This is a genomic window from Mycolicibacter acidiphilus (assembly GCF_018455725.1).
Lineage (GTDB): Bacteria > Actinomycetota > Actinomycetes > Mycobacteriales > Mycobacteriaceae > Mycobacterium > Mycobacterium acidiphilum.
Map to the genome: position 1 here is coordinate 30989 of NZ_JAHCLR010000039.1, position 11633 is coordinate 42621.

Here is an 11633-nt window from a genome sequence, read left to right on the forward strand (position 1 = left end):
CGGGTCGGTGATCCGGGTTACAGTGTTGGCTTACGTAAATCGCCTGGCGAGGGAGCCGATGAGTACGCATCATCTGGGGGGCAGCCGGCCGTCGGCTGCAGCGGTGGTCCGGCGTTTCGCGCTGCCGATCATCATCGGCTGGGTTGCGCTCACCGCACTGGTGAACATCGCGGTGCCGCCGCTGGAGCAGGTCGCCAAGGAGAACGCGATCTCCCTGAGCGCCAAAGAGGCGCCGGCGATCCAGGCCATGGCACGGCTGGGCCACGATTTCCAGGAGTCGAACACCGACAGCGCGGCGATGGTCGTGCTCGAGGGCGATGCCCCGCTCGGCGAGGCCGCCCACCAGTACTACCGGACGCTGGTCGACAGGCTCAAGGGCGACACCGTCCACATCCAGCACGTACAGGACTTCTGGGGTGACCCGCTGACCTCGGGCGCGGCGCAGAGCACCGACGGCAAAGCGGTGCTGGTGCAGCTGAACCTGGCCGGCAACCAGGGTGAGGCGCTGGCCAACGACTCCGTCGAGGCGGTCCGCAACATCGTTGCGCACACCCCGCCGCCAGCGGGGGTGCGGGCGTATGTGACCGGCCCGGCGCCGATGGTCACCGACATGAACACCAGCGGTGACCGGGCGGTGCTGAAGATCCTGGTCGCGACGATCTCGGTGATCTTCCTGATGCTGCTGGTGATCTACCGGTCACTGAGCACGGTCGCGGTGGTGCTGGCGCTGGTCGGCGTGGAGCTGGCCGCGGTGCGCGGGGTCGTGGCCGCCCTCGGCCATTTCGGGCTGATCGGGCTGTCCACGTTCGCGATCAACATTCTGGTGACACTGGCGATCGCGGCCGGCACCGACTACTGCATCTTCTTCATCGGCCGGTATCACGAGGCCCGCCACGACGGCCAGAGCCGGGAGGCCGCCTACTACACCGCGTACCACGGTGTCGCGCATGTGGTGCTGGCGTCGGGGCTGACGATCGCCGGCGCCACCCTGTGCCTGAGCTTCACCCGGCTGCCGGTGTTCCAGACTATGGGTGTCCCGTGCGCGGTCGGGATGCTGGTCGCGGTGGCGATCGCGCTGACGCTGGTGCCGGCGGCGATGACGGTCGCGGGCAAGTACGGACTGCTGGAACCGCGACGCAAGATGTCGGTGCGCGGCTGGCGCAAGGTGGGGACGGCGATCGTGCGCTGGCCCGGCCCGATCTTCGTGGCGGCCTGTGCGGTCGCCCTGATCGGGCTGCTGGCGCTGCCCGGCTACAAGGTCAGCTACAAGGACCCGTCGTTCATCCCGCAGGACACCCCGGCGAACCTCGGCTGGGCAGCGGCGACGCGGCACTTCCCGGAGTCCCGGCTGATGCCGGAGGTGCTGCTGCTCGAAGCCGATCACGACATGCGCAACTCGGCGGACTTCCTGGTACTCAACAAGGTGGCCAAGGCCGTCTTCGGGGTCGAGGGCGTCGCCTCCGTGCAAAGCGTCACCCGGCCGGCGGGCACCCCGCTGGAGCACACCTCGATCCCGTTCCTGCTGAGCATGCAGAACGCCGGTCAGATGCAGAACCTGGACTTCGTGAAGAGCCGGATCGGCGACATGCGCAAGCAGGCCGACGATCTGGAGGGGACCATCGTCTCGCTGCAGCGGATGTACGCGCTGATGCAGCAGATGGGCACCAACACCCACCATGCGAACGGTGTCTCGCAGGAGGCGATGGACATCGCGCAGCAGATGCGCCAGCACATGAGCGAGTTCGACCAGTCCTCCAAGCCGCTGCGTGACACCCTTGACTCGCAACAGGATTGCCGCGCAGACCCGACCTGCTGGTCGATGCGTTCGGCGTACGCGGCGCTGGACGGCGCCAACCTGCTCAGCGACAAGCTCAACGAGCTGGCACCGGACATGAGCAACATGGACACGATCTCACCGCAGGTGGTGGCGATGATGCCGGCGCAGATCGCCGCGCTGAAGAGCCTGCAGACGATGATGCTGACGCTGAACAGCACGATGTCGGGGATCATCTCCCAGGTCGAGGAGGCCGGCGGCGGCAGTGTCGCGATGGGCCAGGACTTCGACGCCGCTAAGAGTGACGAGTCGTTCTACCTGCCCCGGGAGGTGTTCGACAACCCCGACTTCCAGCGGGTAGTCGCGCTGTTCCTGTCTCCGGACGGCAAGGCCGCGCGGATGTTCATCACCCACGATGGTTACCCGGCCACCCCGGCCGGTATGGCGCGGGTCCAGGCAATCCAGAAGGCCGCCACGGAGTCCCTGAAGGGGACGCCGCTGTCCAGCGCCAAGGTGTACGTGGCGGGCACTGCGGCGCTGTTCAAGGACCTGCAGGGCACCGCGGACTACGACCTGCTGATCGCCGGGATCACTTCGCTGGCAATCATTTTCATCATCATGCTGCTGATCACTCGCAGTTTCGTCGCATCGGTGGTGATCGTCGGAACCGTGCTGGCCTCGCTCGGCGCGTCGGTCGGACTGTCGGTGCTGATCTGGCAGTACATCTTCGGCATCAACCTGCACTGGCTGGTGATGGTGATGTCGGTGATCATCCTGCTGGCGGTCGGCTGCGACTACAACCTGCTGCTGGTCGCGCGGTTCAAGGACGAGATGGGCGCCGGCCTGAAGACAGGCATCATCCGGGCGATGGGCGGCACTGGCAAGGTGGTCACCGCGGCCGGTCTGGTGTTCGCCTTCACGATGTCATCCATGCTGGTCAGCGACCTGCGGGTGGTCGGCCAGGTGGGCACCACGATCGGGCTGGGCCTGCTGTTCGACACCCTGGTGGTGCGCTCATTCATGATGCCGTCGGTGGCGGCGCTGCTGGGCCGGTGGTTCTGGTGGCCGCTGAACGTCCGGGTCCACGCACCGCGCGCCGAGTCGCGGCAGTTGGCGGCGGTAGGCGCCACGACCGGCGGCGGCGCCGTCGACGAGGTCGAGGAGTCCGACGAAGCCGACCCGCCGGCGACCGGCCCCACCCGGACCGTCGAGCACGACCCGGAGTTCGAGGACATCGTGGCCACCGCGTTCCCGGAACTGTCCGCCCCGCGGGATGCCGCGACCCCACCGGAAGACCGGCCGACCGAGGTGCTTGCTGCGATCCAGCCGCCGGAGGATGAACCCGACCGGTAGTTCCGTCGGCCCATGCGATCACCGCGCCCCGCTCACCGAGCGGGGCGCGGTGTGCCTTTGTGCCCTTTTTTGGGTCGGCACCGCCGTCTAGGGTTTCAACAAGTCGCGCTTGTAAGAAATAGCCGAGGAGGCACCGATGAGCATCGCGGAACGGACCGTACAGACCAGCTGGGCCGGAGCACTGGCGACCGGCGCGGGCACCCTCGGCCACGGGAGCAGCGGCGCACTCGACGGACTGCCGGTGACCTGGGCCGCGCGCACCGAGACCCCCGGTGGCAAGACCAGCCCCGAGGAACTGGCCGCCGCCGCGCATTCGTCGTGCTTCGCGATGGCGCTGTCGCTCAAGCTCGGCGAGAACCAGACCCCGCCGCAGCACCTCGACGTCACCGCCACCGTCACGCTGGCCGAGGTCGGTGGCCTGCCCACCATCACCACGTCCGAACTGACGGTCCGCGCCCAGGTCGCCGACCTCAGCGCGGCCGACTTCGTCGCGGTCGTCGACGCGGCGGCCGCCCTCTGCCCGGTGTCCCGGCTGTTCGCCGGCGCCAAGATCAGCATCGACGCTCAGCTCGCCTGAGCAGATTGGAGACACGGAATGGCTGACGAGACCCTCTCGGTGGCGATGAAGCACGAGCACCACGAGGTGGACGAAGGCATTGAGGCGTTCGTCGCGAAGCTGGACGGTGGAGTGGTGGACGCCGATGGCCTGCACAGCACGCTGAACATCCTGCGCCGGCACGCCTACATGGAGGAGAACTTCATCTTCCCGCCGCTGCGGCAGGGGCATCTGATGATGTCGATCTTCGGGATGCTGCGCGGTCACGGCGAGATCTGGCGGACGATGGACGTCGCCGAGCAGCTGGCCGCCGACGGCTCCGACCACGACAAGATCCGGGCGACCTGCGAGCAGCTGCTGGCGCAGCTCGCCCAGCACAACAAGGTGGAGGAGGCGGTGGTCTACGCGGGTGCTGACGTCGACCTCGAACCGGCGAAGGCCGCCGAATGGGCCGCGTTCATCGACGGCGGCACCATGCCGGACGGGTGGGTCTGCGAGAAAGCCGCCGGCTGAAATAGCCTGGGGTCTCCGGGCCGCCCGCACACCGCGGGCGGCCCACCCGAGCGGAGCGGAGACCACGATGGCTGAGCAGCCCCTGTCGGCGGCGCTGGAACACGAGCACCAGGAGATCGACGCGGGGATCGCGGCGTTCCTGGCGAAGCTGGACGGCGGGACGGTCGATACCGACCTGCTTTCTGCGACGGTGACGGCGTTGCGGCGGCACATCTATCTGGAGGAGCAGATCCTGTTCCCGCCGATCAGCAAAGGCGCCCAGATGATGTCGGTGTTCGGCATGATCCGTGGGCACGGCGAGATCTGGCGGACACTGGATGTGCTTGAGACACAGGCGGATTCCGCAGCGCTGCGGGACAGCTGCGACACGCTGCTGCGGTTGCTGGCCGACCACAACAAGGTGGAGGAGCCGGTGATCTATCCGGCCGCCGACACCGGCCTGGACCCACAGACCGCTGCGCAACTAGCCGATTTCCTCGCCGACGGGGTGATGCCGGCCGGTTGGGTCTGCGCGAAGGCCGCCGGCTGAGTCGGGGGAGCGACGTGCCCGATGATGGCCTGGCGGTTGCGCTGGAGCGTGAACATATCGCAGTGGACGCGGGCCCCGCAGCGTTTCTCCGCGGACTCGATGGCGGTGTCTCGGACGGCGTAGCGCTGGAGGCGACGTTGGAGGCGCTGCAGCGGCATATCTATCTGGAGGAGCGGATTCTGTTCCCGCTGATCCGGCACGGTGGGATGGTCATGCCACTGACGGTGATGATGAGCGAGCACGGTGAAATCTGGCGAACGATGGATGCGCTGACCGAGTCGGTGCTCAACGGCAGCGACACCGAGCGGATCCGCAGTCTCGGCGAGCAGCTGCTGCGGCAACTCCACGAACACAACGGCAAGGAGGAGTCGGTGGTCTATCCCGCCGCCGACACGACGCTGACTTCGGAGCAATCGGCAGAACTGGCCGATTTCCTCGCGACCGGGTTGGCCCCCGACGGCTGGTACTGCCAGGAGGCGTGAGCCGAGTCAGGCCTGCTCGGCGATGAGCTTGGTGAGCCCGATGCGGTACGCGGCCAGGCCGTGCCGCCAGCCGAAGTCGATCTTCCCACCGCTGTCCACCGAGATCCCGACTCCCACATGCACATACGGGTCCGGCGGTAGCAGCGGCACGATGTCGAGGAAGTTCACCACCCGGTAGCAGCATTCGATCGCGGCGCCGAACGCTGCCGCGAAATCGGTCAGCCCCGCCTTCGGCCCGGCGAACGTCACCAGCCGCGGCTCGATGGTGTTCGGCGGCATCGCCCGCGCGATGTCTGGCGCCGCGAGCACGGCCAGCGCGGCGCCCAGACTGTGGCCGGTGACCAGGATGTGGTCGCAATCCTGCACCGCGTCGAGCAGGCCGGTGGCCAGGCTTTCCCGGGCGCAGCGGTAGACGTCCTGGAACCCTCGATGCACCTGGCCGAACCCGGCGACCGGTGTGTAGTCGGTGGGGATGAAGTCGAAGTCTGCGATCCAGTCCGCCGCATCCGAGCTGCCGCGAAACGCCGCGAACGCGGTGCGGGTCGCGGTGTTGCGCCCGACCAGCCCGAAGATGTTGGTGTCCTTCATCATCGCCGCGGCCGGCTGGGCGGTGGGCGGCGAGGACAACTCGGCCGGGTCGGCTTCGATCAGTGCGGTCTGCTCGAACCCGGGCGGGAGTTTCGGGACGCCGCCGTTCATCACGGCGTACGCCGCCTCCGCGAGCGGAAGGACGGTATCGAGCGTGGTCTGTGCGTCGAACGCCACCGGCCGCTAGTCCTCCTTGCGGATCAGCTTGCCCAGCGCGACCCGGTCGGACGACAGCAACTCGATGATCCGATCCTTGTTGACATCGGCGACGATGATCTCGCCGACCTCCTGGTGCACGTTGCGGAAGATGCCGTGCTCCTTCATCTTCTCGGTCTGATACAGGTTGTCCTGGGTGGGCGTGACGTAGTGCACCGCCTGGGCCTTGAACCGATGGATCAGCCACAGATGCGTCAGATCCATCAGCCGCTTCTGCCGGAGGTTCTCGGCGAAGGTGTTCTGGTCCCGCACGGTCAGGATGCTGCGGCCGTGCCGGTCCTTGATCGGGTCGACGACGACGTTGGCCAGCGGGTCCGCGCCGCTGCCATAGATCCCCAGTTCGAGGATGTCGGAGCCGGCCCGCCGCGGCCGCAGCTGGACGGTGAGCTTCTCAGGAATCTTGTAGTAGTCGGCCCAGAGCGCCAGCCACTCCTCCAGCAGCTTCTTGGGAACCTCGATCTGCATCAGGTGCTGCACCTGGGTGGAGCCCTTGCCCATCGCCTTGGTGGTGGCGGTGCGGCCCGACGAGGCGGCGAGCGCGGCGTCACTGCGCGGGCCGCCGACCAGGGTCTGCGGGGTGCGGTACGGCGATTCGACCAGCCGCATCTTGCGCTGCAGCCGGGCCAGCGCCAGCGCGCCGTCCTGCAGCAGGGCGGTGGCGAACTCCTCGGAGGCCACGCCGTCGACCTGGTGACCGCCGTAGGTGATGAAGTTGAAGACGAAGCCCAGCTTGCCGATCTCGGCGGGGAAGTCCCGCATCTCGTCCTCGGACATGCCGGTCGAATCCCAGTTGAACGACGGGGACAGGTTGTAGGCGAGCATCTGATCCGGGTACACCGCGTGGATCGCCTCGGCGAACTCGCGGGCGTCGGCCAGGTCGGCGGTCTTGGTCTCCATCCACAGGATGTCGGCGAACGGTGCGGCAGCCAGTGATTTCGCGATCGCGTACGGGATGCCGCCGCGCACCTGGAAGTAGCCCTCCGGGGTTTTCGCCCGCTCGCAGTCCCAGCCGGGGTCGGCGTTGAGTTCGTGCGCCTTGGCCGCCGCGGTGTACAGCGGCGCCCGCGCCGCGAACTCCCGCCACTGCGCCGCCGACATCTCCCGTGCCTCGCCCTCGCGCTCGGCGAACTCGAGCAGTTCGGCGACGGCCTCACCGAACGTCATCAGCCCCGCGTCGTCCTGCCAGGCCTCGACGAACTTCGACTCCACGCCGTCGAAGACCGCGTCCACCGACTGCTGCCCGCCGCCCTTCCAGCCGGCGGCCGCCTCGGTGATCAGCGCGGTGATGCCGTGCTGCTCCAGCCAGGCATCGGCGGCGTCGTACTCGCCTTCGGGCAGCGCGTAGAGCAGATGCCCGTTGATTTCTTTGATGCCCGCGGTGTGGAAGCGCCGGGTCATCGCCAGGAAGCAGGATTTGTATGACGGGATCGTCAGGTTGGTCGTGCCCAGGACGAACGGCTGGTCGCGCTCGTCGCTCCGCCCATCGATCAGGTTGGCCGCCTCGGCGTCGGTGCGGGCGACGACGATGCCCGGCACCCCCATCATGTCCAGCTGGAATCGGGCGGTGTTCAGCCGTTTGATCTGCTCGTCGGAGGGCACCAGCACCTTGCCACCCTGATGGCCGCACTTCTTGGTGCCGGGCCGCTGGTCCTCGATGTGGTAGCCGGGGACGCCGGCCTCAACGAATCGGCGAATCAGGTTGCGTACGTGCGGATCACCGCCGTGGCCGGTGTCGGCGTCGGCGATGATGAACGGCCGGTAGTCCACCGCAGGGGTCGCGGCCCGCTGCTCCTCGGTCATCTTCAGCCGCAGGTACTGCTGGTTGCGGTCCGCGGTGAGCAGCGCGCGCACCAGGCCGGCCGCCTCGTCGGGAACCTGGCTGAGCGGGTAGCTGGCCAGGTCGGGGCCGGGATCTTCGCTGATCGAGCCCTTCGCCGACGTCGCCCAGCCGCCGAGGTAGATGCCCTCGATGCCGACCCGTTTCATCACCACCGCCTGGCCGGGCGAGTACGGGCCGAACGTGGTGATGCTCTTCTTGGCGGCGTACAACTCGCGCAGCCGGGTGTAGAACGCGGCGGCCGCCTCGCGGGCCACCGGGTAGTCCGAGGGGATGGTGCCGCGCTGCTCGACGACCTGGCGGGCGGTGTACAGCCGGGTGATGCCCTTGAATCGGGGACTGTCGAAATACTGCTGGGTGGCGGCTAATGCCTTGTCGAAATCTTCCGTGAAGCCATCTCTGCCCATGGACCGGCGCTCCTATCCAGCGTGATTCCCCTCGATCCGGCGAGTCTATTCCGGGGTGCGGTGCACCGCCGGGGGTTTCGCCGATAACCGGGGCCCGCGTCAAGGTGAGGCCATCAGATACCTTCCGCGGCGGCTTCGCTCGCTCTAAGGTAAGCGGTTATGACGGCCCGGTCACACCGGTGGAGCGAGCAGTTTCCGGCCCCTGGGCAGGGGCCGCCGCATCGTGCCGTCATGCCGGATCGGGTGCTGCACCGCTGGTGGGCGCATCGCACCAGCCGGCGGTTCGCCAGTGTCGGGGTGCGGATCCCACCGGCCCGGTTGCGGGAGATGATCGCCGGGGCGCCGCTGGCATCCGATGAGTCGATCGACGTGACGTTCGCGTTCGCCGCCACCGAACTCAAACGCGAGCAGCGGGCGGCCCGGGCCAAACGGGCAAGGCGCCGGATGACACACCTGCTGGTGGTGTCCGGGCTGATCCTCGCGGCGCTTAACATGCTGGTCTGCCTGGGCTACGTGATCATCGCGCTGGCGCTGCACGACTCCCCGCTGTGAGGCCCGGTCAGCCCATCTCCGCCAGCCTCGGCAGCACTTCGTCGCCGAGGCGGTGCACGAAGCCGACCGGGTCGGGATGCCCGGGCAGCGGCCCGGTGTGCACCAGGTCGTAGCCGAGGCCGGCGCAGTACTCCGCCTTTTTCAGGAACCCGTCGAGGTCGGCGAACAGGTCGGGTGCGAACAGTCCCACGGTTTTGCGGATCTCGGCGGGGTCGCGGCCCAGTTCTTCGCAGTGCCGACGCAGCACCTCGATCTTGCGCTCCAGGTCCTCGGGTTGCAGCACGGTGCCGTTGCGGTTCCAGATGTCGGCGTATTGGGCTGCCAATCGCAGTGTCTTCTTCTCGCCGCCGCCGCCGAGCAGTATCCGGGGCGGGTGGATCGGTCGCGGCTCGCAGATGGTCTCGGCCAACTGGTAGTGCCGCCCGGTGTACGGACCGTCGTCGTCGCCCCACATCTGCAGACAAACCTGCAGCGCCTCCTCGAGCATCGCGAACCGGTCGGCCAGCGGTGGCAGTGGCACCCCCAGACCGCGATGCTCGCGCTCATACCAACCGGCCCCGATTCCGAAGATCAACCGGCCGCCGGACAGCACGTCCAGGGTTGCGGCGGTCTTGGCCAGGATGCCGGGGTGACGGTAGGTGACCCCGGTGACCAGCACCCCGAGCGGAATGCTCCGGGTCTGGCCGGCGACGAAACCCAGTGCGGTGTAACACTCCAGGAATGGATCGCGGGCGTCGCCGAGCGCCTCCATCTGGAAGAAATGGTCCTGCATGGTGAACATCGCGGCACCGGCGTCCTCCGCGGCCTTGGCCGCACCGGCCAGTGTCGGGCCGAGCTTTGCCGGGTCACCGGGCAGAAAATCGACGAAATGTACGCCTAAGTCCATGTGGCGGGTGTCCTTTACATCGACGGATGAACCAGTCAGGTGCAACCGGGCACCGGCTCGGATGCTTCCATGGCGTGAGACCGATGTTTCGCGGCCCTAGACTGCCGGGCATGACCCCGCGGTTCACGGCACCCAGTGGGCTGGTGCAGATCGAGGAATGCCTGGACGCGAACGGCGGTATCGTCCTGCCGCCGGGCGACACCCTGATCTCGTTGATCGAACGCAACATCGCCCACCTCGGTGACACCGTGGCGTTCCGCTACCTGGACTACGCCGGCCCCGTCGAGGGGCAGGTCACCGAGCTGACCTGGGCCCAACTCGGCGTGCGGATGGCAGCGATCGGAGCGCGCCTGCAGCACTTCACCGTTCGCGGTGACCGCGTCGCGATCCTGGCGCCGCAGGGGTTGGACTACGTCGCCGCGTTCTATGCGGTCGTCAAGATCGGGGCGGTCGCGGTGCCGCTGTTCGCACCGGAGCTGCCCGGCCACGCCGAACGGCTCGACGTCGCCCTGCGCGACGCCCAGCCCGCGGTGGTGCTGACGACCTCGGCGGTGCGCAGGACCGTCGATGAGTTCCTGCTGCGGCTGCCCGAGGAGATCCGGCCGCACGTGGTCGCTGTGGACCGGATACCGGACTCGGCCGGGGCGGCGTTCACCCCGGTTCGGTTCGGCCTGGACGACGTGTCGCACCTGCAGTACACCTCCGGCACCACACGGCCGCCGGTCGGCGTGGAGGTCACCCACCGGTCGGTGGGCACCAATCTGCTGCAGATGATCCTGTCGATTGACATGCTGGACCGAAACACCCACGGGCTGAGCTGGTTACCGCTGTATCACGACATGGGCCTGTCGATGATCGGTTTTCCCGCGGTGTACGGCGGTCACTCCACGCTGATGTCGCCGACGGCGTTCATCCGCCGCCCGGGGCGCTGGATCCAGGCGCTGTCGGACGCCTCGGCGGTGGGCCGGGTGGTGACCGCCGCACCGAACTTCGCCTACGAGCTCACCGCGCAGCGCGGCCGGCCGGCGCCGGGTGCGAACATCGACCTGAGCAACGTGGTGATGATCATCGGCTCGGAACCGGTGGAGATGGCCGCGATCACCGCCTTCAACGAGGTGTTCGCACCACATGGCTTGCCACGCAACGCGATCAAGCCGTCATACGGGATCGCCGAGGCCACCCTGTTCGTCTCCACGATCACCCCGGATGCGGTGGCCGCCGCCGTGCCGGTCAGCCGCCGGGAGCTCGGCGCGGGTCGGGTAGTGCTTGTCGACGCCGCCGATCCCGATGCGCTGCAGCAGGTTTCGTGCGGTCGGGTCGCCCGCAGTCAGTGGGCGGTGATCGTCGACGCTGATACGGGTGCAGAACTGCCCGACGCAAGGGTGGGGGAGATCTGGCTGCACGGCGACAACGTCACCCGCGGTTACTTCGGCCGGCCCGAGGAGACCGCGCGAACATACGGCGCCCAGCTCGCCGAGCGGCTGCCCGAGGGCAGTCACGCCGCCGGGGTAGCCGAAGACGGTTCCTGGCTGCGCACCGGCGATCTGGGGTTCTACCTGGACGGTGAACTGTTCGTGACAGGGCGGACCGTGGATCTGATGACGATCGACGGCCGCAGCCACTACCCGCAGGACGTGGAAGCCACTGTCGCCCAGGCGTCGCCGCTGGTGCGCAGCGGGTATGCGGTGGCGTTCACGGTGCCCGGCGAGAAGCTGGTGATCCTGGCCGAGCGTGCCACCGGCACCGGCCGGGCCGATCCCGCGCCGGCGATCGAGGCGATCGGTGCGGCGGTGGTGCAACGCCACGGGTTGACCGCGGCCGACATCCGGTTCGTGCCGGCGGGGGCGCTGCCGCGCACCACCAGCGGCAAACTGGGCCGGCAGGCCTGCCGCGCCCAGTACCTGGCCGACGCCGACACCCGGACATAGCTGGCGCACAGC

10 protein-coding genes are annotated in these 11633 nt (G+C 68.2%); 7 read left to right on the forward strand and 3 right to left on the reverse strand.

Annotation, left to right across the window (positions count from 1 at the left end; all coding sequences use genetic code 11):
• The first annotated feature begins 58 nt into the window (after positions 1-58).
• The 5 genes from KIH27_RS16840 (at position 59) to KIH27_RS16860 (ending at position 5207) form a co-directional block, all read left to right on the forward strand.
• Entirely contained in the window at positions 59-3127 is a 3069-nt protein-coding gene (locus tag KIH27_RS16840) for an MMPL/RND family transporter (protein ID WP_214094115.1), read from the forward strand.
• Positions 3128-3263: 136 nt separating this feature from the next.
• Positions 3264-3704 carry an OsmC family peroxiredoxin gene (locus KIH27_RS16845; protein ID WP_214094116.1) on the forward strand — a complete coding sequence of 147 codons (441 nt, stop codon included), beginning with the start codon at positions 3264-3266 and terminating at the stop codon, positions 3702-3704.
• Between the two features lie 18 nt (positions 3705-3722).
• Entirely contained in the window at positions 3723-4196 is a 474-nt protein-coding gene (locus KIH27_RS16850; protein ID WP_214094117.1) for a hemerythrin domain-containing protein, read from the forward strand.
• A gap of 67 nt (positions 4197-4263) precedes the next feature.
• Positions 4264-4725, forward strand: a complete 462-nt coding sequence (locus tag KIH27_RS16855) for a hemerythrin domain-containing protein (RefSeq protein WP_214094118.1) — start codon at positions 4264-4266, stop codon at positions 4723-4725.
• Positions 4698-5207 carry a hemerythrin domain-containing protein gene (locus KIH27_RS16860; RefSeq protein ID WP_250150278.1) on the forward strand — a complete coding sequence of 170 codons (510 nt, stop codon included), beginning with the start codon at positions 4698-4700 and terminating at the stop codon, positions 5205-5207. Before KIH27_RS16855 ends, KIH27_RS16860 begins: the two co-directional genes overlap by 28 nt.
• Before the next feature lie 6 nt (positions 5208-5213).
• Here the strand turns inward: KIH27_RS16860 and KIH27_RS16865 are convergent, their stop codons facing one another.
• Complete coding sequence (locus tag KIH27_RS16865) at positions 5214-5972, reverse strand: lipase family protein (RefSeq protein WP_307856911.1); 759 nt, start codon at positions 5970-5972, stop codon at positions 5214-5216.
• A 6-nt stretch (positions 5973-5978) separates the two neighbouring features.
• Positions 5979-8255 (reverse strand): isocitrate lyase ICL2, encoded by a 2277-nt coding sequence (aceA, locus tag KIH27_RS16870; RefSeq protein ID WP_214094119.1) that lies wholly within the window; start codon positions 8253-8255, stop codon positions 5979-5981.
• Positions 8256-8486: 231 nt separating this feature from the next.
• Here aceA and KIH27_RS16875 point away from each other — a divergent pair, with 231 nt between their 5' ends.
• Positions 8487-8807, forward strand: a complete 321-nt coding sequence (locus KIH27_RS16875; protein WP_214094120.1) for a hypothetical protein — start codon at positions 8487-8489, stop codon at positions 8805-8807.
• Positions 8808-8814: 7 nt separating this feature from the next.
• Here the strand turns inward: KIH27_RS16875 and KIH27_RS16880 are convergent, their stop codons facing one another.
• Positions 8815-9693: an LLM class F420-dependent oxidoreductase gene (locus KIH27_RS16880; protein WP_214094121.1), complete on the reverse strand. Its 879-nt coding sequence runs from the start codon at positions 9691-9693 to the stop codon at positions 8815-8817.
• A 110-nt stretch (positions 9694-9803) separates the two neighbouring features.
• Here KIH27_RS16880 and KIH27_RS16885 point away from each other — a divergent pair, with 110 nt between their 5' ends.
• A complete protein-coding gene (locus KIH27_RS16885) occupies positions 9804-11621 on the forward strand; it encodes a fatty acyl-AMP ligase (protein WP_214094122.1) in 1818 nt (605 codons plus the stop codon).
• The last annotated feature ends 12 nt before the right edge of the window (positions 11622-11633 follow it).

Bases quoted from the DNA above. Each gene is read 5' to 3' on its own strand.
- aceA (WP_214094119.1), bottom strand. From the start codon at position 8,255: ATGGGCAGAGATGGCTTCACGGAAGATTTCGACAAGGCATTAGCCGCC.
- KIH27_RS16840 (WP_214094115.1), top strand. From the start codon at position 59: ATGAGTACGCATCATCTGGGGGGCAGCCGGCCGTCGGCTGCAGCGGTG.
- KIH27_RS16850 (WP_214094117.1), top strand. From the start codon at position 3,723: ATGGCTGACGAGACCCTCTCGGTGGCGATGAAGCACGAGCACCACGAG.
- KIH27_RS16855 (WP_214094118.1), top strand. From the start codon at position 4,264: ATGGCTGAGCAGCCCCTGTCGGCGGCGCTGGAACACGAGCACCAGGAG.
- KIH27_RS16880 (WP_214094121.1), bottom strand. From the start codon at position 9,693: ATGGACTTAGGCGTACATTTCGTCGATTTTCTGCCCGGTGACCCGGCA.
- KIH27_RS16845 (WP_214094116.1), top strand. From the start codon at position 3,264: ATGAGCATCGCGGAACGGACCGTACAGACCAGCTGGGCCGGAGCACTG.
- KIH27_RS16885 (WP_214094122.1), top strand. From the start codon at position 9,804: ATGACCCCGCGGTTCACGGCACCCAGTGGGCTGGTGCAGATCGAGGAA.
- KIH27_RS16875 (WP_214094120.1), top strand. From the start codon at position 8,487: ATGCCGGATCGGGTGCTGCACCGCTGGTGGGCGCATCGCACCAGCCGG.